Genomic DNA, 19,203 nt, shown 5'->3' with positions numbered 1-19,203 from the left:
AGCCTGAAGCCGGCCTTTCCCCGGCGCCGTGCCCCCCGGCAGCCTCGCGGATCAGGCGTGGGCTCGGACAAAGTAGTCTTGAGCTCATGCCCGAACGCCGTACCGTCGCCCTTGTCACTCTTGGCTGCGCCCGTAACGAGGTGGACTCGGAGGAGCTCGCAGGCCGCCTGGCAGCGGACGGCTGGGAGCTCGTCGAAGAAGCCGCCGACGCCGATGTCGCCGTCGTCAACACCTGCGGCTTCGTCGAGGCCGCCAAGAAGGACTCCGTCGACGCCCTCCTGGAAGCCAACGATCTGAAGGACCACGGCCGCACCCAGGCCGTCGTGGCCGTCGGATGCATGGCCGAGCGCTACGGCAAGGAACTCGCCGAAGCGCTGCCCGAAGCGGACGGCGTGCTGGGCTTCGACGACTACTCCGACATCTCCGACCGGCTCCAGACCATCCTCAGCGGCGGCATCCACGCCTCGCACACCCCGCGCGACCGGCGCAAGCTGCTGCCGATCAGCCCGGCGGAGCGGCAGACGGCCGCAGTCGCACTGCCGGGGCACGCCCAGGCACCGGAGCCCGAGAGCGTACCGGCGGACCTGCCGGAGGGTCTCGCTCCCGCCTCCGGCCCCCGCGCACCGCTGCGCCGGCGTCTGGACACCAACCCCGTCGCCTCCGTGAAGCTCGCGTCCGGCTGTGACCGGCGCTGCTCCTTCTGCGCCATCCCGTCCTTCCGCGGCTCCTTCATCTCCCGGCGCCCCAGCGACGTCCTCGGCGAGACTCGCTGGCTCGCCGAGCAGGGCGTGAAGGAGATCATGCTGGTCTCCGAGAACAACACCTCCTACGGCAAGGACCTCGGGGACATCCGGCTGCTGGAGACGCTGCTGCCGGAACTCGCGGCCGTCGACGGCATCGAGCGGGTCCGCGTCAGCTATCTCCAGCCCGCCGAGATGCGCCCCGGCCTGATCGACGTGCTCACGTCGACGGAGAAGGTCGCGCCCTACTTCGACCTGTCCTTCCAGCACAGCGCGCCCGGTGTGCTGCGTGCGATGCGGCGGTTCGGGGACACCGAGCGGTTCCTCGAACTGCTCGAGACGATCCGCTCCAAGGCACCGGCGGCCGGGGTGCGCTCGAACTTCATCGTGGGCTTCCCCGGCGAGACCGAGGCCGACTTCGCGGAGCTGGAGCGCTTCCTCACGGACGCACGGCTCGACGCCATCGGCGTCTTCGGCTACTCGGACGAGGAGGGCACCGAGGCCGCCACGTACGACAGCAAGCTCGACCAGGACACCGTGGACGAGCGCCTCGCGCATCTGTCCCGGCTCGCCGAGGAGCTCACCGCCCAGCGCGCGGACGAGCGGATCGGGGAGACCCTGGAGGTACTGGTCGAGTCCGTGTTCGACGCGGTCGGGAGCGAGGATCCGGACGATGTCCTGGACGAGGACGAGTACGCAGCCGTGGGCCGCGCCGCGCACCAGGCTCCGGAGACCGACGGCCAGGTGATCTTCACGGCCGCTGAGGGCCTTGTGCCCGGTCGTATGGTCGAGGCGAAGGTGGTGGGCACCGAGGGCGTCGACCTGGTGGCCGAGGTCGTGTCGGAGCGGTGTGAGGAGGCAGCCAGATGACGGGAGTCCCGGCGTCCGCGGCGGGTGGGACCGGCAGGCCGGCGCCCGGCGGCAAGCTGGGGGCCGCTGCCGTCAACCAGGCCAGCCTGTGGAACATCGCCAACATCCTCACCATGGTGAGGCTGCTGCTGGTGCCCGGATTCGTGATCCTGCTGCTCCAGAACGGCGGGTACGACCCCGCCTGGCGCGCCTGGGCCTGGGCGGCGTTCGCCGTCGCCATGATCACCGACCTTTTCGACGGCCATCTCGCCCGCACCTACAACCTGGTCACGGACTTCGGCAAGATCGCCGATCCGATCGCCGACAAGGCGATCATGGCGGCGGGGCTGATCTGCCTCTCGGGGCTCGGGGACCTGCCCTGGTGGGTCACGGGAGTGATCCTCTTCCGTGAGCTCGGGATCACCCTGATGCGCTTCTGGGTGATCCGTCACGGGGTGATTCCCGCCAGTCGCGGCGGAAAGATGAAGACGCTGGCGCAGGGCACCGCGGTCGGGATGTACGTCCTCGCGCTGACCGGGCCGCTGGCCACCCTGCGCTGGTGGGTGATGGCCGTGGCGGTCGTGCTGACGGTGGTCACCGGGCTCGACTACGTACGGCAGGCCGTGGTCCTGCGGCGCAGGGGTCTCGCGGCCGAGCGTGAGGCGGCGCGCGCCGCCGACCGGAAGGGCGCCTCGGAGACCACGCGATGAACGCCGTCCCCGCCGCGATGGAGGCCGTCCCCGACGGCGTCGCCGCCCGGGTGCTGGCGCTGCTCGCGGAGCGCGGGGAGACCCTGGCTGTCGCCGAGTCCCTGACGGGCGGTCTCGTGGCCGCCGAGCTGACCGCCGTCCCGGGGGCTTCGAAGTCCTTCCGCGGATCCGTCACGGCATACGCGACGGCCGTGAAGCGTGACCTCCTGGGAGTCGACGCCGCGCTGCTGGCCCTGAGCGGCGCGGTCGACCCGGACGTGGCAGCCCAGATGGCCGCAGGGGTGAAGGCCGGGCTGGACGCCGGCTGGGGCATCGCGACCACGGGCGTCGCCGGGCCGGAGCCGCAGGACGGACGGCCCGTGGGGACGGTCTTCGTGGCGGTCGCGAGGCCGGATGGGACGCGGAAAGCCGTCTCACTGCGATTGAACGGCGACCGTGCGGAAATCCGTAGAGAGAGTGTACGGAGCGTGCTCGAGCTGCTCGCCGGAGAACTCTCGCCGAACGGGCGGGCACAGGATACGGAACAGAACGGGGGGACTTGATGTTTGCAGCCCTGAGTGAACACGTCATCGCTCCCCGCACGGCCGCAGCGCGAGGCGGTACGGTGGGGCGTGAAGGATGCGGCTACGCGGTCCGAGGAGGGAGCCACCGATGATTCTGCTCCGTCGCCTGCTGGGTGACGTGCTGCGTCGGCAGCGCCAGCGCCAGGGCCGTACTCTGCGCGAAGTCTCCTCGTCCGCCCGAGTATCGCTCGGCTATCTCTCCGAGGTGGAGCGGGGGCAGAAGGAGGCTTCCTCCGAACTGCTCTCCGCGATCTGCGACGCGCTTGACGTACGGATGTCCGAGCTCATGCGGGAAGTGAGCGACGAGCTGTCACTCGCCGAGCTGGCCGAGTCGGCAGCGGCGAGCGAGCCGGTGCCCGCGCCGGTACGCCCGATGCTCAATTCCGTTTCCGTGACGTCGGTGGCGGGTGTGCCGACGGAGCGGGTGACGATCAAGGCGCCCGCGGAGGCGGTGGACGTCGTCGCCGCCTGAGGCGGTGGCGGGCAGTCGTCAGCACCTGGATCTCCACGTGTGAGCCCCGGTCGAGTGGGTACTCGGCCGGGGCTCCATTGTTTCAGTGAAGAGCTCACCGGAGCTTCACTGGATGACCGTTTCGATCCGCTTTTCCCTCGTTTGTGTCATGGTGGGAAGCGGTGCCGTCTCGTTCTCGTGGGAGGTCGCATATGTCTGTGGTGAAGGGCGCGCTGTCCGGACAGGACCGCAAGGTCACGGGAGAAGCGCTCCAGGGTGCACTGGTGGATCTGATCGATCTGGCCCTGGTGGCGAAGCAGGTCCACTGGAACGTGGTGGGACCGCGCTTCCGCTCGGTGCACCTCCAGCTGGACGAGGTCGTCGCCACCGCGCGGCAGCACTCGGACACCGTGGCGGAGCGTGCCTCGGCGATCGGGGTGTCACCCGACGGCCGGGCCGGCACGGTGGCGTCCTCGAGCGTCATCGGCAAGGTGCCGGAGGGCTACATCCAGGATGCCGACGTCGTCAGCATCATGGTCAAGGCCTTGGGTGCCGTGATCATCAAGATGCGGGAGCGCATCGAGGTCACCGACGAGCCCGACCCGGTGAGCCAGGACATCCTCATCCAGCTCACCGCCGACCTGGAAAAGCACGCCTGGATGTTCCAGGCGGAGAGCGCCTAGTGGCGCGGGGGCCCACGGCGCCGGCGGCGGCTGCGCCGGCCGTGGCGAGTGCGGCCCCGTCCGCACCGGATGCCACCGGCGAGATGCCGGTGGCATCCGGTGAGCGGGCATCGGCCGCGACGGGAAGCGCCGAAAGCGCGGACAGCAGAGGCGTGCGCGGGCGCATAGCCCGTGGTGAGCACCCCCGGGGCGCCTGGCACATAGGCTGCGAGCGCGCCCGGTGTGCAACCGGTGCGCCCTCCCGCCGACTGATCGGTCCGGTCTAGCGTCGACCGGAGGAGGCGGCCATGGTAAGGCGATGGGTCCTGCTGCCGGCGCTCGCACTGGGCGCGCTGTGGTGGTGGGCCGTTCTGCGGCTGGCGTTGGTGCCGGAGCATGCGGGACTCGTCGAGGGGGCAGTGGCGGCAGGCGGGTGGGGGCTCAGCCTGTTGCCGGTGCATGTGGCGTCGCGAGCCGGGGATGCCGAGGGGGCTGGGGGAACACGGCTACCACGGCATCGCGACGCCCCCGTTCGGCCGGAGGATCTGACCCGTCGTGAACGATGACGCGTCGGAGGCGAGATAGAGGACCGCATGCGCGATGTCCTCGGGCTCGCCGACCCGGCCGAGCGGTGACAGCCGCACCATGGCGGCCTCCGCCTTCTGTTGAAGGGTCTCGTCATGTCGGTCCGTCATGGGGCTGCGGACCCAGCCTGGGGCGACTGTGTTCACTCGAATGGAGTAATTTCCGAGTTCGGCTGCCAGGGTCCTGGTGAGCTGTACAACGGCCGCCTTGGCCGCCCCGTAGCACAGCAGTCCGGGATTCCCGGCGTCCACCGCACCCGACGCCATGGTGATCAGTGACCCCGCGATGCCCGCGTCGATCATCCCGCGGGCCGCTGCCTGGCAGGCGTAGAGCACGCCCTTGAAGTTGACCGCGAGGACGCGGTCGAGATCCTCGTCGGTGGTCTCCAGGACGCTGCTGGAGTGCATGATCCCGGCGATGGCGGCCATGATGTGCAGCGGACCTGCGGCATGAACCGCCGCGTGCAGCGCGGAGCGGTCGCTGACGTCGACGACATGGGCCTGGGCGTGGACCTGGTCCTGTGCCTGAGTCTGGATCTGCGCCGTGTCCGTGACGTTCGTGGCGGTCGCGATGAGGCTCAGAGTCTTGTGAAGGCCTTTCTCGTCCGTATCGGCGCAGTGCACGGCGGCACCTGCCTGGGCGAGAAGGACGGCGGTCGCGCGGCCGATGCCACTCGCCGCGCCCGTGACGAACGCGGTGCGGCCGGTGAGGTCGTACGCCGTGAGGGCCATGTCGGTGAACGTACGACCGAATCTGACGGATCGTCAACTAGTGTGGAAGTCCGACGCGTACAACCCTCAGCCGATGGCCCCCGCCGTCCCCACGGGGCCGGACTGGCAGCAGGGGCACCAGTAGGTCACCCGCTCGTCCAGTCCCGCCTTGCGGATCAGGGTGCCGCAGCGCAGACACGGGCGCCCCGCGCGGCCGTAAACGAACAAGCGCTGTTCCGTGCGGCGCTCCCCAGGCGTGGTGCGTCGGTCGAAGTGGTTCTTGTTCGCTTCCAGGAGCCGGTGAGCCGTGGCGACGAGGCGCTCCGGCACACCGGAGGGCAGCTCACCGACCGGGAGCCAGGGCGTGGCGCGGGCCAGGAAGGCCAGCTCCGACTTGTAGACGTTGCCGATCCCGGCCAGGTTGCGCTGGTCCAGCAGAGCCTCGCCGAGGGGGCGGTCCGAGTCCGCGAGGAGATTGCGCACGGCGGCGCCGGGATCCCAGTCCGGCCCGAGGAGATCGGGACCGAGATGCCCCACGACCCGCTCCTCGTCCTGGGTGCGCAGCAACTCAAGGACCGGCAGCCGATAGCCCACCGCGGTGTGCTCGCTGTTTCCGAGCACCGCCCTGATCTGGTGCCCCGGCCCGCCGCGCCAGCGTTCCCCCGCTGCGAACACCCTCCAGGAGCCGTCCATCCGCAGATGCGAGTGCAGGGTGAACCCCCCGTCGATACGGGCAAGCAGATGCTTGCCGCGCGGGGTGACGTCCAGCACCTCCCGGCCGGTGAGGTCGATGGTGGCGAACCGCGGCACCCGTAGGTCGAAGACGGTGAGCACGCGCCCGGCCAGGGCGTCGTTCAGCTTTCGGGCGGTCAGCCAGACGGTGTCTCCTTCGGGCATGCACCCATGATGCGCGACGCATGCGCCGTCTCAGGGCCGCAGCCGCAGCCCGCGTGGGGTGGCGTGGAAACCGGACTCCTCGAACGGCCGCGCCAGGGGTGAGGTCAGGGCCGCGGCGCCGTTGACCCGCTCGACCGTGACCGTACCGAGTGTGCCCGCCCGCGCTGCCTCGGCGAGGGCTTCGGCCGCCGTGCGCAGCGCCGGGCTGTCCGGCTCGGTGGCCCAGGACAGCAGAGTCTTGCCGCCGCGCTCCATGTAGAGCGTGAGCTCGCCGTCGACCAGCACCACCAGGGAGCCCGCCTTGCGCCCGGGTTTGTGACCCGCGCCGGTGGGGGGCTCGGGCCAGGGCAGGGCCGCCCCGTAGGCGTTCGCCGGGTCGGCCGCCGCCAGCACGACCGCTCGCGGTGCGGTGTGGGCATCGGCACGGTCGTGTGCGGTGGCCGCCGCACGCAGCCGGTCCACGGCCCCGTCCATCGCGAACTGGGCAGCCCCCAGGCCCTCGACGACATAGCCCCGCCTGGCCTGCCCGCCGTCCTCGAAGGCGGACAGGATCCGGTATGTCGCCGAGAACCCGCCCTCGACCCCTTCGGCCGCGACCGCGCCCCGGGTGACCACACCGTGGCGGTCGAGCAGAGTGCGGGCCAGGGCATGGGCACGGTGGGTGGGATCAGGCTCGGGCGCCGGGAGCAGCGACCAGCGTCCGGAGACGGTCGGCGGTCCTGTGCGCGACGCGGGGCGCGCGGACGCCGTCAGCGAGCCGTAGCGCCCGCGCGGGACCGTGCGCTTGGCGCGGTGCGCCGTGGACCCGGCGGTGCGGCCCGATCCCAGCAGCGCACGCAGCGGGGCCAGGGTGTCGTTGGTGAGCCGCCCCGACCAGGACAGGTCCCAAAGAGTGTCGGCGAGTTGGGGGTCGGTGGCGTCGGGGTGGGTGGTGGCACGGACCTGGTCGGCGATCTGCCGGAAGAACAGCCCGTAACCACCGGAGAGGGCGGCGAGCACGGACTCGTGAAGCGCCGTCAGCTCCAGCGGATGTGGCGGCGGGAGCAGCAGTGGGGCCGCGTCCGCGAGGTAGAGGGAGACCCAGCCGTCCTTGCCGGGCAGGGAGCCCGCTCCGGCCCACACGGCTTCGCCGGTCGTGGTCAGTTCGTCGAGCAGGGCGGGGGAGTAGCCCATCACCCTGGACGGCAGGATCAGCTTCTCCAGCGCCGAGGCCGGCACCGGGGCGCCCTGGAGCTGCTCGATGGCGCGGGCCAGCCCATCGACCCCGCGCAGGCTGTTGCTCCCCAGGTGCTGCCACTGGGGCAGGAACGTCGCGAGCGCCGCCGGCGGAACCGGCTCCAGCTCCTGGCGCAGCGCCGCGAGCGAGCGGCGACGCAGCCGCCGCAGCACGGTGGCTTCGCACCACTCCTGGCCGATCCCCGAGGGGTGGAACTCGCCCTGCACCACCCGCCCGCCGGCGGCCAGGCGCTGGAGCGCTCCGTCGGTGACCGCCGCACCCAGACCGAATCGCGCCGCGGCCTGGGACGAGGTGAACGGGCCACGGGTGCGGGCGAAACGGGCGAGCAGATCACCCAGCGGGTCTTTGACGGGCTCGGTGAAAGCCTCGGGTACGCCCACGGGAAGCGCCGTACCCAGGGCATCCCGCAGCCTTCCGGCGTCCTCGATGGCCGCCCAGTGGTCGGCGCCCGCGATCCGGACCAGGATGGCGCGCCGCGCGGAGGCGAGCTCCTCCGCCCAGCCCGGGCCGGCGCCCCGCTCCGCCAGCTCGGCCGCCGTCAGCGGTCCCAGCACACGCAACGCGTCGGCGACGCCCTCCGCGTCCTTGATCCTTCGCTCGTCCGTAAGCCTCTGGAGCTCCTGCTCCAGCTCACTCAGGACGTCGGCGTCGAGCAGCTCGCGCAGCTCCGCCTGGCCGAGCAGCTCGGCCAGCAGACGGGAGTCCAGGGAGAGCGCGGCGGCTCGCCGCTCGGCGAGCGGCGAGTCGCCCTCGTAGAGGAACTGCGCCACGTAGCCGAAGAGCAGCGACCGTGCGAACGGGGACGGCTCGGGGGTGGTGACCTCGACCAGCCGGACCCTGCGGGACTCGATGTCGCCCATCAGCTCCGTCAGGCCCGGGACGTCGAACACGTCCTGGAGGCACTCGCGGACGGCTTCCAGGACGATCGGGAACGAGCCGAATTCGCTGGCCACCTGAAGCAGCTGGGCCGCGCGCTGACGCTGCTGCCACAGGGGGGTGCGCTTACCGGGGCTGCGGCGCGGGAGCAGAAGGGCGCGGGCCGCGCACTCCCGGAACCGTGACGCGAACAGCGCGGAACCGCCCACCTGGTCGGTGACGATCTGGCTGATCTCGCCCCTGTCGAAGACGGTGTCGGCCGCGCCGACCGGCGCCTGGTCGCTGTCATAGGACGTGTCCAGGTGTACCGGGTCCTGGTCGAGCAGATCCAGACCCATCAGATCGGCGTCGGGCAGGCGCAGCACGATCCCGTCGTCCGCGTGCATCACCTGCGCGTCCATGCCGTACCGCTCGGCCAGCCGGGCACCGAGCGCCAGCGCCCACGGGGCGTGGACCTGGGCGCCGAAGGGGGAATGGACCACGACCCGCCAGTCGCCCAGCTCGTCCCGGAACCGCTCCACGAGGATCGTGCGGTCGTCGGGGACATGGCCGCAGGCACGGCGTTGCTCATCCAGATAGGCGAGCACATTGCCGGCGGCCCAATCGTCGAGTCCGGCCGTCAGCAGCCGCAGCCGCGCGTCCTCTTCGGAGAGCGAACCGATCTCCCGCAGGAACGCGCCGACCGCACGTCCCAGCTCGAGCGGGCGGCCCAGCTGGTCGCCCTTCCAGAACGGCAGCCGTCCGGGGACACCGGGAGCGGGGGAGACCAGCACCCGGTCACGGGTGATGTCCTCGATCCGCCAGGACGTGGTGCCGAGAGTGAAGACATCGCCGACCCGGGACTCGTACACCATCTCCTCGTCGAGCTCGCCGACGCGCCCGCCGCCCTTCTTGGGGTCGGCCCCGGCGAGGAACACCCCGAACAGCCCGCGGTCGGGGATGGTGCCGCCCGAGGTGACGGCGAGGCGCTGGGCACCGGGACGCCCCGTGACCGTCCCGGCGACCCGGTCCCACACCACCCGCGGACGCAGCTCCGCGAAGGCGTCCGACGGATAGCGGCCCGCGAGCATGTCCAGCACCGCCGTGAACGCCGACTCCGGAAGCGAGGCGAACGGCGCGGCCCGCCGCACCACGGCCAGGAGCTCGTCGGCCTGCCAGCTGTCCAGCGCCACCATCGCGACAAGCTGCTGCGCCAGCACGTCCAGCGGATTGGCGGGGATCCGCAAGGCCTCGATCGAGCCGCCGCGCATCCGCTCGGTCACCACGGCCGCCTGCACCAGGTCACCGCGGTACTTGGGGAACACCACACCGGTGGAGACCGCGCCCACCTGGTGTCCTGCCCGGCCGACCCGCTGGAGACCGGAGGCGACGGACGGAGGGGACTCGACCTGGACGACCAGATCCACCGCGCCCATGTCGATGCCCAGCTCGAGACTGGAGGTCGCGACGACCGCGGGCAGCCGGCCCGCCTTGAGGTCCTCCTCGACCAGCGCGCGCTGTTCCTTGGAGACAGAGCCGTGGTGGGCACGGGCGAGCAGCGGTGGTGCGCCCCGGGCGGCACCCGACTGCGCCATGATCTCGGCGGGCGGCGCACCTTCGGGCAGGGCCTCGCCCATGGCGCGTTCGTAGGCGATCTCGTTGAGCCTGTTGCACAACCGCTCGGCCAGGCGGCGGGAATTGGCGAAGACGATGGTCGAGCGGTGCGCCTGGACCAGGTCGGCGATGCGCTCCTCGACATGGGGCCAGATCGACGGCTTCTCACCGGCGGCGTCCGGCTCCGATGCGGGAGAGCCGCCGAGCTCGCCGAGATCCTCGACGGGGACGACCACGGAGAGGTCGAACTCCTTGCCGGACGGCGGCTGGACGATCTCCACCTTGCGCTGCGGCGACAGATAGCGCGCCACCTCGTCCACCGGCCGGACCGTCGCGGACAGGCCGATCCGCCGAGCGGGGCGCGGCAGCACCTCGTCGAGCCGCTCCAGGGACAGGGCGAGATGGGCACCCCGCTTGGTCCCCGCCACCGCGTGCACCTCGTCCACGATCACCGTCTCGATACCTGCCAGTGCCTCACGCGTGGACGAGGTCAGCATCAGGAACAGCGACTCGGGCGTGGTGATCAGGATGTCCGGGGGCCGGGTGGCGAGCGCCCTGCGCTCGGCCGCCGGTGTGTCCCCGGAACGGATGCCGACCCGCACCTCCGGCTCGGGCTGCCCGAGCCGGACGGCCTCCTGGCGGATACCGGTCAGCGGGCTGCGCAGGTTGCGTTCGACATCCACCGCGAGCGCCTTCAGCGGTGACACGTACAGCACACGGCAGCGCTTCCTGGCGTCCGCCGGCGGCGGGGCGGACGTCAGAGCGTCGAGCGCGGCGAGGAAGGCGGCGAGGGTCTTGCCGGAGCCCGTCGGGGCGACGACCAGCACGTCCGAGCCCCGGCCGATCGCCTGCCACGCCCCCTCCTGGGCCGCGGTGGGCGCGCTGAACGCACCCGTGAACCAGCCGCGGGTCGCGGGGGCGAAGCTGTCGAGCGCAGTGCCGGCCATGCCCCCCATCGTGCACCGCCCCACTGACAAACCCCCGGAGCTGCGAGAATGTCCGTATGGCCGAAGGCGAGTGGGCGCGGTACTGGCAGCCGGAGCGGCTTCCGGGTATCGATCTGCTCCGCGCCCGGTACGTACGTCACACTTTTCCCCGCCACAGCCACGAGGGCTATGTGTTCGGGACCATCACCCGCGGAGTCGAGGACGTCGGGCTCCCGGGCGGTGTCGTGCACGCCGGGCCCGGCATGGTCGTGATCATCAATCCGGAGGTTCCGCACACCGCCAGAGCCGGCGTGGCCGAGGGCTGGGTGTACTCGACGCTCTATCCGTCATCGCGGGTGGTCGCCGAGATCGCCGAGGAGACCACGACGATCACCGGAACCCCTGGCTTCGCCGAGACCGATGTGGTCGACCCCCAGGCGGCCCGGCTGATCCGCGAGGTCCATCGCGCGGCGGAGGAGGGCAACGCACTCGCCGCCGACAGCGTGCTGCGGATCATGGTGGCGCGGCTGCTGCGCGACTACGGGAGCAGCATCCCGCCGCGCACGCCGCTGACGGCGGGCGCGCGCAACGCGGCACGCGCCCGTGCGGTGCTGGAAGAGCGCATGGACGGCCCGCCCACGCTCCAGGCCCTGGCCGCCGAGCTCGGCACCAGCCCGTTCGCCCTGCTGCGTGCCTTCCGCGACCGCTACGGCATGCCGCCGCACACCTGGCTCACCGACGCCCGGGTCCGCCGGGCCCGGCACCTGCTGGACGCGGGCGCGGCTCCGGCGCAAGCCGCCGTCGCGGTCGGGTTCGCCGATCAGCCGCACCTGAACCGGCACTTCACCCGGATCGTGGGGGTGCCGCCCGGTGCCTACCAGCGGGGACGCCGGGTCGAAGGACCGTGGTGAGGCGCGAAGCGCGTGGCGCAAGAACGTACAAGACCGGAAACCGACCGGCCCCGTAGCGTCCACGACGTGCCAGAACAGACAGCATCCGCAGAGATACCCGCCGACGGACTGATGACCGGCGGACCCAGCGCTCCGGCGAAGGCCGATTCCGCCGTCGTACGGGACGCCCTCGGTGTGGGCGTCGCCGTCGGCCTGTCGGGTTTCGCCTTCGGCGTCACCGCGGCGGGAGCCGGGCTCGAGCTCGCACAGATCTGCGCCCTCAGCCTGCTCGTTTTCACCGGTGCCTCCCAGTTCGCCCTGGTCGGCGCACTCGCCGCGGGCGGCAATCCGCTCACCGCCGCCGCGGGCGCCTTCTTCCTGGGCACCCGCAACGCCTTCTACGGCCTCAGGCTCTCTCAGCTTCTGGCCCTGCCGCGCTTCGTACGCCCCTTCGCCGCCCACTGGGTCATCGACGAGACCACGGCCGTCTCCCTGGCACAGCCGACCCGGCGGGCCGCACGGCTGGGCTTCACCGCCACGGGACTCACGCTCTATGTGCTGTGGAACCTCACCACGTTCCTCGGGGCACTGGGGGCGGAGGCCATCGGGGACACCAGCGCCTGGGGGCTGGACGCAGCGGGGCCCGCTGTGTTCCTCGCCCTGCTCGCCCCCATGCTCCGCACCACAACCGAGCGGGCGGTCGCCGGACTGGCCGTCGTGCTCGGGCTCGGACTGCTGCCCGTGCTCCCCGCCGGAGTGCCGGTGCTGGTCGCCGCACTCGCGGCACCGACCGTTCTCTGGCTCCAGGGTCGTGGACTCGTCAACCGGAAGGAGACCGACCGATGAGCGTCTGGATCGCGATCGCGGCGACGGCCATCGGCTGCTACCTGGTCAAGCTGGCCGGACTGCTGGTGCCCGCCGGAACGCTTGAGCGTCCCCTTGTGCAGCGGCTCTCCGGGCTGCTCCCGGTGGCGCTGCTGGCCGCCCTCACCGCGCAGCAGACGTTCAGCAGCGGCAGCGCCCTGGCGATCGACGCCAGGGCGGCCGGTCTGGGAGCGGCGGCGATCGCCCTGGTGCTGCGCGCGCCGTTCCTCGTCGTCGTTGCGGCTGCCGTGCTGGTCACCGCCGGTGTCCGCGCGATCGGCGGCTGACCGCGGCCCGTCCCGGCCGTCTCAGCGCACAGGACGCCCGTGTGCCCTCAGCGTGCGCAGCGCCTCGACCGTGGTGATGGGGCGTCCCTCAAGGGCGGTGCAGGGAGCCCAGACGCCGCGGCGGACGGGCCAGCCGCCGTCGGCCTCCTGCCGGCCGGCGAGGTGGTCGAGCGAGCGCTCCATCTCCTCGTCCGTGAACCAGCGCCGGGCCAGGGAACCGGGCACACGCGCGTAGTCGTACGGATAGTGGCGCTCGTCCGGGGCGTACCCGGCGGAAACCGTGCAGGCATCCGGCCGTGCCGGATCGAGCACCACGAGCCGCTGTCCGCGCACGAGACGGCCCAGGCGATCGGCGGCGGCCTCGGCGCGGGACCGGTCCGGGGCGCCGTCGAGGAAGGCGATCGCCGCCTGGATCTCGTACGGATGTGACTTGTCCAGCACGTCCACCGCCGCCCAGCAGAAGTCGGTCGCCCGGAACAGCCAGGCATGCCACACCTGATTGCGGTGCAGCAGCCCGACCACCGGGCCGGTCGCCAGCAGCTCGCTCGTGGGCTCGTCGGTGACCGGCACATACGGGGCGGTGGGATAGCCGCGCTGTGAGGGATGGACCACGGGCAGTGCACCGTCCCTGGTGGCCACGCTCGTGAGGTAGCCGCACAGCCGCTCGGCTCGTAGTCCGCCGCAGCGGCCGATGGAGTCCAGGACGCGCAGCGCGTGTGCTGTGTGCAGCGGCTGGCTGACGGGTCCGCGGAGATCGGGGTCCAGGGCATGCCCGTACCCGCCGTCCTCGTTGAGGTACGCGGTCAGCGCGGCCTCCACCGGATCCGCGCCCGCGCCCAGGAAGTGGTACGCGAACCGCCGCTGCTCGAGCACGCGGGCCGTCAGCCAGATGAAACGCTCGGCCCGTGCGAGGGGAGTTCCAGCCATGCTCCGACCGTAGGGCGCGAACGGCCTCACGTACGGCGGACGGGCGAGGCTGCACCCTCAGGAGCGGGATACTGGGCGCATGCGGTTGACGATTTTCTGGGAGCGGATGGAAGAGCACTTCGGTGCGGCGTATGCCGACTCCTTCGCACGCGACCATGTGATGACCGAGCTCGGCGGGCGGACCGTGCACGAGGCACTGGACGCGGGCTGGGAGACGAAGGACGTCTGGCGCGGGGTGTGCGCGGCCGTGGGGATACCGGCCGACAAGCGGTGAGCCGCCGGGTTTTCCACAGGCGGTGGTCGGGTTGACACATGGGTAGGCGAGACTTACCCCGTGGCATCGACTGACGAGACCGTCCGGGACGAAGAGCCGCCGACCGCCTCGCCAGGCGACGCGGGCAGCACGGACCCCGGCAGCAGCACAACGGAAAACAGCGAAGCGACGGCCGACGGCGGCTCCGCTCCCGCAGCAGCCGGCCCTGGCGCGCCCATAGGGACCGGTGGCACCGCGGCCGATCCCGGCGCAGGCGTGGGAGCGGTGCCCGCGGGCGCCGGCGCCGCCGGCTCGGTCCGGATGCCCCGCTGGCTGCCCCGGGCCATGGTGCTGGCCCTCGCGCTCTATGCCTGTTTCCAGTTCGGCAGCTGGGCGTTCCACCAGCTCGTCGGACTGCTGATCAACATCCTGATCGCGTTCTTCCTGGCGCTGGCGATCGAGCCGGCGGTGGGCCGCATGGCGGCGCGCGGGATGCGGCGCGGCCTCGCCACCTTCCTGGTGTTCCTCGCGGTGATGCTGGCCGGCACCGGATTCGTCGTGCTGCTCGGTTCGATGCTCGCGGGCCAGATAGTCGACATGGTCGAGGACTTCCCCAAGTACCTCGACCAGGTGATCAACTGGATCAACCAGAACTTCCACACCGAGCTGTCCCGGGTCGCGATCCAGGACAGTCTGCTGCGTTCGGACTGGTTGAAGAAGTACGTCCAGAACAGCGCGAGCGGGGTGCTCGACGTCTCGGCGACCGTCCTCGGCGGGCTGTTCAGACTCCTGACGATCTTCCTGTTCTCCTTCTACATCGCGGCGGACGGCCCGCGGTTGCGGCGGGCGCTGTGCTCCGTGCTGCCTCCGTCAAAGCAGACCGAGGTGCTGCGCGCCTGGGAGATCGCCGTCGACAAGACGGGCGGCTATCTCTACTCGCGGGGCCTGATGGCCCTGATCTCCGGTGTGGCGCACTACATCCTGCTGGCGCTGCTCGGAGTGCCCTACGCTCCGGCGCTGGCCGTCTGGGTGGGGCTGGTCTCGCAGTTCATACCCACGATCGGTACGTATCTGGCAGGAGCCCTGCCGATGCTGATCGCGTTCACGGTCAACCCCTGGTACGCGCTGTGGGTGCTCGGCTTCGTCCTCGTCTACCAGCAGTTCGAGAACTACGTACTCCAGCCCAAGCTCACCGCCAGGACCGTGGACATCCACCCCGCGGTGGCCTTCGGCTCGGTGATCGCGGGCACGGCCCTGCTGGGCGCGGTCGGCGCGCTGATCGCGATCCCCGCGGTCGCGACGCTCCAGGCCTTCCTCGGCGCCTATGTGAAGCGCTACGAGGTCACGGACGACCCGCGAGTGCACGGCCACCGCCGTCACGGTGAGGCGGTGGTGGCCCGGCTCCAGCGCGCGCTGACGGCCAGACGCGAGCAGGCCCCCGCGCCGAGGGACGGCGAGGCGGCGCCCTGAGCCGGCGGGGTCGTCAGGTCAGGGGGACAACTGGTCGCGACCGCCGCGGGCACCGGAGCCGGGCCGAGAGGGAGCAGGCGCGGGGTTGTGGAGCACGGGCCGGGACCAGGGTGCGTCGACGCCGTCAGACTCCGGCCGCAGCCCCAGCTCACGGAGCTGGTTCACCGCCATCATGGCGGTGAACACCGCATTGGGGTTGGCGCCCCCGATGCCCAGAGCGGCGACGGCCTCCCCGTAGCGGCTGGTGAACGCACTTGGTTGGATCCGTGTGTTCTCGCCGGCCAGCCGGAGTGCGGCCGCCTGGAGGGCGGTGGCCTGCTCCAGCAGCCCCTCCAGGTGGGCGACCGCCTCAGGACCACGGCGCACGGCGAAGGTGTGCCCGTCGGTGAGGAGTGTGGCTGCCTTCTCCTCGAAGAGGGCGGCGACCGCGCCGAGCACGGTCTGGATCTTGACCTGGTCGGCATCGGCCATCGCACCGCAGGCCCCGTTGCCCTCGTCGGACAGGTGCAGGACTCCGCAGTCGCTCAGGTGCACGATCACGTGCCCGGCGCAGTGGCCCTGGCTGCGCAGGACACGGACAGCGCCGTCGGCGAAGATCCAGCCGGTGAATCGAAGTGAGCCGATCCGGATCCGCTCCAGCGGGCGCTCCTCGTAGGTCCGGGTCGTCGCACAGAAGGGCCTCATGGGCTGGCATATCTCCACCACCCTGTCGGCCAGAGCGGACGGCGCGGGCAGCGGTGCCAACCCGGCGATACGGCCGAAGGAGCGCACCCAGTACGCCGCCGGGTCGCGCATCTGGTCCACGTCAAGGGCGGGGACGTAGTGCTCGGCCGGCACACCCAGCTCGTCGGCCAGATCGTTGTTGCCGACATGGTCAGGGTGTCCGTGTGTGGTCAGCAGCAGCGCCCGGGACCAGGGCCCCACCCGGCCGGCCGCCGCCCACAGCGCCGTGCGGAAGGCCTCCGTGACGCCGGTGTCGACCATCACCAGGGTGTCGCCGGCCCGGTGTACGAGGACGTTGGCGACGTCTGGTCGACGCTGTTCGAGCTGCAGCTCCTGGCCGAGGACCAGCACGGTCCTGTCGTCGATCTCGATCAGGTCACCGAGCGCGGTCATGGGTCCTCCCGCGGTGGCGTGCCGAACCCGCCCTGCCGACGAGCGTACGCCGCACCATGCGCGGTGTCCCGGGAAGCCTGTGGCCAGGACTTCCCCCGCTGCTCTGCACTCAGCTCAGGCGCTGTGACTGAGCGTTCAGGTGGCCGGCCTGAGCATGCGGACCGCCGGGCGTGGGGATCAGGCCTTTCGCCATTCGTCAGTGACGCAGCCGAGCTCGTAATGCCACCATCCGTCCTCCTGCCCGTGGTCCAAGACCGCCTTGATGCCGGTGAAGTCGGCGCCGGCCGGAGCATTCAGGGCCACCATGGGGAAGTCCTCGCTGAAGACCTCGCCTCCGAGCCCGAACTGCGCGAAACGCTGCTGCACCGCCCGGGGGCTGCGTCCCAGCGGGCCGCTGGGGACGGGGACGACGCGAATCGTGCAGTTGCCGGAGGTGCTGACCCGCTCGGCAGCCCAGTGCAGCCCGTCCGCGTCGGTCCGGAACCGGATAACGTCGCCCTCGGCCACGCCGTCCTGGAGGAAAGGGACGTTCTGCACTCGGGCCGTGTCCTCGCTGAGTCTGGTCGCCCACAGGCCCTCGGTGTCTTGCGGGAACCACCCTTCGCGCGGAACGAACCGGAACCAGATCTTGATCTGCTCGACTGAGCTACCCATGACGAGCATCATGCGGCACCGGCGCGGACCCAGTGCACCGGCCCCGCAGGGGGTCGGGCACGCTTGACATGAAAATCGAACATCCATTCTGATGGGGGTCCGGCCTGGAATCCTGGGGTTTTTGCCAGGTTTTCCACAGGCTGGACGGACGTCGGGGCGCATTGTCAGTGGCAGGGGATAGCGTCTTTGACGTGAAGCGATCGACTCAAGCACCCCGGGTGGAACCCATGGCAGGAACCGACCGCGAGAAGGCGCTCGACGCCGCACTCGCACAGATTGAACGGCAATTCGGCAAGGGCGCCGTGATGCGCATGGGCGAGCGGTCGATGGAGCCCATCGAGGTCATCCCGACCGGCTCGACCGCGCTGGACGTCGCGCTCGGCGTCGGTGGCCTGCCCCGCGGCCGTGTGGTGGAGGTCTACGGTCCGGAGTCCTCCGGTAAGACGACCCTGACCCTGCATGCCGTGGCCAATGCCCAGAAGGCCGGTGGCCAGGTCGCCTTCGTGGACGCCGAGCACGCGCTCGACCCCGAGTACGCGAAGAAGCTCGGTGTCGACATCGACAATCTGATCCTCTCCCAGCCCGACAACGGTGAGCAGGCGCTCGAGATCGTCGACATGCTGGTCCGGTCCGGGGCTCTCGACCTCATCGTGATCGACTCCGTCGCCGCCCTCGTGCCGCGCGCCGAGATCGAGGGCGAGATGGGTGACTCGCACGTGGGTCTCCAGGCCCGGCTGATGAGCCAGGCGCTGCGGAAGATCACCAGTGCGCTCAATCAGTCGAAGACCACCGCGATCTTCATCAACCAGCTGCGCGAGAAGATCGGCGTGATGTTCGGCTCGCCGGAGACCACGACCGGTGGCCGCGCGCTCAAGTTCTACGCGTCGGTGCGTATCGACATCCGCCGTATCGAGACCCTGAAGGACGGCACCGAGGCGGTGGGCAACCGCACCCGCTGCAAGGTCGTGAAGAACAAGGTCGCGCCTCCCTTCAAGCAGGCCGAGTTCGACATCCTCTACGGCCAGGGCATCAGCCGTGAGGGCGGGCTGATCGACATGGGTGTGGAGCACGGCTTCGTCCGCAAGGCAGGCGCCTGGTACACCTACGAGGGCGACCAGCTCGGCCAGGGCAAGGAGAACGCGCGGAACTTCCTGAAGGACAACCCCGACCTGGCCGACGAGATCGAGAAGAAGATCAAGGAGAAGCTGGGCGTCGGTGTCAGCAAGGAGGCGGCCCCGTCGGTGGAGCCGGGCGCGGACGCGGCGGGCACTGCTGCCGATGAGCCCGTGAAGACGGTGCCCGCGCCGGCGGCTAAGGCGACCAAGGCCACCAAGGCGGCCGCCGCGTCGAAGAGCTGAGTCGTCCGTGACCCGGCGCACCGAATGGCCGGGCGACAGCCCCGACTCGTCGAGGGCCGAGAAGGAGTTGTCGCCCCAGGACCCGGCTGAGCGGGCGCGGGCGATCTGCCTGCGCCTGCTCACCGGGACCCCGCGTACGCGGAAGCAGCTCCGCGACGCGCTCCACAAGAGGGACATCCCGGAAGAGGTCGCTGATGAGGTCCTGTCCCGCTTCGAGGACGTCGGTCTGATCGACGACGCGGTTTTCGCGGACGCCTGGGTGGAGTCCCGGCACCATGGGCGCGGACTGGCCCGCCGCGCCCTTGCGCGTGAACTGCGCACGAAAGGCGTCGAATCGGCGCTGGTCGACCAGGCGGTCGCCCGGCTCGATCCGGATCAGGAGGAGACGACCGCCCGCGAGCTGGTCGCCCGCAAGCTGCGCGCCACCCGTGGTCTCGACCGCGACCGCAGGCTGCGGCGCCTCGCGGGAATGCTCGCGCGCAAGGGCTACCCGGAAGGCATGGCCCTGCGGGTGGTCCGCCAGGCACTGGAGGAAGAGGGCGAGGAGGTCGAAGGTTTGGACGACGGCCTCTACTGACCGGCGTC

General features: G+C 71.1%; 19 protein-coding genes. 13 read left to right on the top strand and 6 right to left on the bottom strand.

Going from position 1 to position 19,203, the window contains the following annotated elements; translation table 11 throughout:
- The first annotated feature begins 86 nt into the window (after positions 1-86).
- From rimO to ABZ532_RS13610, 6 genes are all read left to right on the top strand, one after another.
- Positions 87-1,610 (top strand): 30S ribosomal protein S12 methylthiotransferase RimO, encoded by a 1,524-nt coding sequence (rimO, locus tag ABZ532_RS13635; protein WP_361282119.1) that lies wholly within the window; start codon positions 87-89, stop codon positions 1,608-1,610.
- The gene (gene pgsA / locus ABZ532_RS13630; RefSeq protein WP_361282117.1) at positions 1,607-2,299 is read left to right on the top strand and encodes a CDP-diacylglycerol--glycerol-3-phosphate 3-phosphatidyltransferase; all 693 of its coding nucleotides are present in this window, start codon (positions 1,607-1,609) and stop codon (positions 2,297-2,299) included. Before rimO ends, pgsA begins: the two co-directional genes overlap by 4 nt.
- Positions 2,296-2,841, top strand: coding sequence for a CinA family protein (locus ABZ532_RS13625; protein WP_361282115.1), 546 nt, complete (start codon positions 2,296-2,298; stop codon positions 2,839-2,841). The genes pgsA and ABZ532_RS13625 overlap by 4 nt, the downstream gene beginning before the upstream one ends.
- 109 nt (positions 2,842-2,950) lie before the next feature.
- Entirely contained in the window at positions 2,951-3,334 is a 384-nt protein-coding gene (locus tag ABZ532_RS13620) for a helix-turn-helix transcriptional regulator (RefSeq protein ID WP_019889909.1), read from the top strand.
- Positions 3,335-3,525: 191 nt separating this feature from the next.
- Positions 3,526-3,996, top strand: coding sequence for a DNA starvation/stationary phase protection protein (locus ABZ532_RS13615; protein WP_361282113.1), 471 nt, complete (start codon positions 3,526-3,528; stop codon positions 3,994-3,996).
- A gap of 287 nt (positions 3,997-4,283) precedes the next feature.
- Positions 4,284-4,541, top strand: coding sequence for a hypothetical protein (locus ABZ532_RS13610; RefSeq protein ID WP_361282111.1), 258 nt, complete (start codon positions 4,284-4,286; stop codon positions 4,539-4,541).
- Here ABZ532_RS13610 and ABZ532_RS13605 read toward each other — a convergent pair.
- The 3 genes from ABZ532_RS13605 to ABZ532_RS13595 form a co-directional block, all read right to left on the bottom strand.
- On the bottom strand, positions 4,482-5,291 hold the full coding sequence (locus tag ABZ532_RS13605; protein WP_361282109.1) for an SDR family NAD(P)-dependent oxidoreductase: 810 nt from the start codon (positions 5,289-5,291) through the stop codon (positions 4,482-4,484). The two genes, ABZ532_RS13610 and ABZ532_RS13605, sit on opposite strands and share 60 nt — an antisense overlap.
- A 66-nt stretch (positions 5,292-5,357) precedes the next feature.
- The gene (locus ABZ532_RS13600) at positions 5,358-6,167 is read right to left on the bottom strand and encodes a DNA-formamidopyrimidine glycosylase family protein (RefSeq protein ID WP_361282107.1); all 810 of its coding nucleotides are present in this window, start codon (positions 6,165-6,167) and stop codon (positions 5,358-5,360) included.
- A 30-nt stretch (positions 6,168-6,197) separates the two neighbouring features.
- Positions 6,198-10,820, bottom strand: coding sequence for an ATP-dependent helicase (locus ABZ532_RS13595; RefSeq protein ID WP_361282105.1), 4,623 nt, complete (start codon positions 10,818-10,820; stop codon positions 6,198-6,200).
- Positions 10,821-10,876: 56 nt separating this feature from the next.
- Between ABZ532_RS13595 and ABZ532_RS13590 the strand changes: the two genes are divergently transcribed.
- The 3 genes from ABZ532_RS13590 to ABZ532_RS13580 all read left to right on the top strand — a co-directional run bounded on the left by ABZ532_RS13590 (position 10,877) and on the right by ABZ532_RS13580 (position 12,840).
- Positions 10,877-11,710, top strand: a complete 834-nt coding sequence (locus tag ABZ532_RS13590) for an AraC family transcriptional regulator (protein ID WP_361282103.1) — start codon at positions 10,877-10,879, stop codon at positions 11,708-11,710.
- Positions 11,711-11,821: 111 nt separating this feature from the next.
- Positions 11,822-12,535, top strand: coding sequence for an AzlC family ABC transporter permease (locus ABZ532_RS13585; protein WP_361282153.1), 714 nt, complete (start codon positions 11,822-11,824; stop codon positions 12,533-12,535).
- Positions 12,532-12,840 carry an AzlD domain-containing protein gene (locus tag ABZ532_RS13580; RefSeq protein ID WP_361282101.1) on the top strand — a complete coding sequence of 103 codons (309 nt, stop codon included), beginning with the start codon at positions 12,532-12,534 and terminating at the stop codon, positions 12,838-12,840. Before ABZ532_RS13585 ends, ABZ532_RS13580 begins: the two co-directional genes overlap by 4 nt.
- Before the next feature lie 21 nt (positions 12,841-12,861).
- On the opposite strand, the gene ABZ532_RS13575 is transcribed toward ABZ532_RS13580, so the two are convergent.
- Entirely contained in the window at positions 12,862-13,767 is a 906-nt protein-coding gene (locus ABZ532_RS13575; protein ID WP_361282099.1) for a hypothetical protein, read from the bottom strand.
- A 79-nt stretch (positions 13,768-13,846) separates the two neighbouring features.
- Between ABZ532_RS13575 and ABZ532_RS13570 the strand changes: the two genes are divergently transcribed.
- Together ABZ532_RS13570 and ABZ532_RS13565 are read left to right on the top strand one after the other, a co-directional pair.
- The gene (locus ABZ532_RS13570) at positions 13,847-14,041 is read left to right on the top strand and encodes a DUF3046 domain-containing protein (RefSeq protein WP_361282097.1); all 195 of its coding nucleotides are present in this window, start codon (positions 13,847-13,849) and stop codon (positions 14,039-14,041) included.
- Between the two features lie 300 nt (positions 14,042-14,341).
- Positions 14,342-15,490, top strand: a complete 1,149-nt coding sequence (locus tag ABZ532_RS13565; RefSeq protein WP_361282151.1) for an AI-2E family transporter — start codon at positions 14,342-14,344, stop codon at positions 15,488-15,490.
- Positions 15,491-15,508: 18 nt separating this feature from the next.
- On the opposite strand, the gene ABZ532_RS13560 is transcribed toward ABZ532_RS13565, so the two are convergent.
- Entirely contained in the window at positions 15,509-16,606 is a 1,098-nt protein-coding gene (locus tag ABZ532_RS13560) for an MBL fold metallo-hydrolase (RefSeq protein ID WP_361282095.1), read from the bottom strand.
- A 177-nt stretch (positions 16,607-16,783) separates the two neighbouring features.
- Positions 16,784-17,260 carry a DUF4265 domain-containing protein gene (locus ABZ532_RS13555; RefSeq protein ID WP_361282093.1) on the bottom strand — a complete coding sequence of 159 codons (477 nt, stop codon included), beginning with the start codon at positions 17,258-17,260 and terminating at the stop codon, positions 16,784-16,786.
- 227 nt (positions 17,261-17,487) lie between these two features.
- Here ABZ532_RS13555 and recA point away from each other — a divergent pair, with 227 nt between their 5' ends.
- Positions 17,488-18,618: a recombinase RecA gene (recA, locus tag ABZ532_RS13550; RefSeq protein ID WP_361282091.1), complete on the top strand. Its 1,131-nt coding sequence runs from the start codon at positions 17,488-17,490 to the stop codon at positions 18,616-18,618.
- 7 nt (positions 18,619-18,625) lie between these two features.
- Entirely contained in the window at positions 18,626-19,195 is a 570-nt protein-coding gene (recX, locus tag ABZ532_RS13545) for a recombination regulator RecX (RefSeq protein ID WP_361282089.1), read from the top strand.
- The last annotated feature ends 8 nt before the right edge of the window (positions 19,196-19,203 follow it).

The sequence above is a fragment of the Streptomyces sp. NPDC019396 genome, from assembly GCF_040632375.1.
GTDB lineage: Bacteria > Actinomycetota > Actinomycetes > Streptomycetales > Streptomycetaceae > Streptomyces.
Note: the sequence above shows the minus strand (reverse complement) of the source record. Positions and strands in the feature narration are given on the sequence as shown.

What these genes read in the sequence shown, in the direction of transcription:
- rimO (WP_361282119.1), top strand. Translation starts at nt 87, where the DNA reads ATGCCCGAACGCCGTACCGTCGCCCTTGTCACTCTTGGCTGCGCCCGT.
- pgsA (WP_361282117.1), top strand. Translation starts at nt 1,607, where the DNA reads ATGACGGGAGTCCCGGCGTCCGCGGCGGGTGGGACCGGCAGGCCGGCG.
- ABZ532_RS13625 (WP_361282115.1), top strand. Translation starts at nt 2,296, where the DNA reads ATGAACGCCGTCCCCGCCGCGATGGAGGCCGTCCCCGACGGCGTCGCC.
- ABZ532_RS13620 (WP_019889909.1), top strand. Translation starts at nt 2,951, where the DNA reads ATGATTCTGCTCCGTCGCCTGCTGGGTGACGTGCTGCGTCGGCAGCGC.
- ABZ532_RS13615 (WP_361282113.1), top strand. Translation starts at nt 3,526, where the DNA reads ATGTCTGTGGTGAAGGGCGCGCTGTCCGGACAGGACCGCAAGGTCACG.
- ABZ532_RS13610 (WP_361282111.1), top strand. Translation starts at nt 4,284, where the DNA reads ATGGTAAGGCGATGGGTCCTGCTGCCGGCGCTCGCACTGGGCGCGCTG.
- ABZ532_RS13605 (WP_361282109.1), bottom strand. Translation starts at nt 5,291, where the DNA reads ATGGCCCTCACGGCGTACGACCTCACCGGCCGCACCGCGTTCGTCACG.
- ABZ532_RS13600 (WP_361282107.1), bottom strand. Translation starts at nt 6,167, where the DNA reads ATGCCCGAAGGAGACACCGTCTGGCTGACCGCCCGAAAGCTGAACGAC.
- ABZ532_RS13595 (WP_361282105.1), bottom strand. Translation starts at nt 10,820, where the DNA reads ATGGCCGGCACTGCGCTCGACAGCTTCGCCCCCGCGACCCGCGGCTGG.
- ABZ532_RS13590 (WP_361282103.1), top strand. Translation starts at nt 10,877, where the DNA reads ATGGCCGAAGGCGAGTGGGCGCGGTACTGGCAGCCGGAGCGGCTTCCG.
- ABZ532_RS13585 (WP_361282153.1), top strand. Translation starts at nt 11,822, where the DNA reads ATGACCGGCGGACCCAGCGCTCCGGCGAAGGCCGATTCCGCCGTCGTA.
- ABZ532_RS13580 (WP_361282101.1), top strand. Translation starts at nt 12,532, where the DNA reads ATGAGCGTCTGGATCGCGATCGCGGCGACGGCCATCGGCTGCTACCTG.
- ABZ532_RS13575 (WP_361282099.1), bottom strand. Translation starts at nt 13,767, where the DNA reads ATGGCTGGAACTCCCCTCGCACGGGCCGAGCGTTTCATCTGGCTGACG.
- ABZ532_RS13570 (WP_361282097.1), top strand. Translation starts at nt 13,847, where the DNA reads ATGCGGTTGACGATTTTCTGGGAGCGGATGGAAGAGCACTTCGGTGCG.
- ABZ532_RS13565 (WP_361282151.1), top strand. Translation starts at nt 14,342, where the DNA reads ATGCCCCGCTGGCTGCCCCGGGCCATGGTGCTGGCCCTCGCGCTCTAT.
- ABZ532_RS13560 (WP_361282095.1), bottom strand. Translation starts at nt 16,606, where the DNA reads ATGACCGCGCTCGGTGACCTGATCGAGATCGACGACAGGACCGTGCTG.
- ABZ532_RS13555 (WP_361282093.1), bottom strand. Translation starts at nt 17,260, where the DNA reads ATGGGTAGCTCAGTCGAGCAGATCAAGATCTGGTTCCGGTTCGTTCCG.
- recA (WP_361282091.1), top strand. Translation starts at nt 17,488, where the DNA reads ATGGCAGGAACCGACCGCGAGAAGGCGCTCGACGCCGCACTCGCACAG.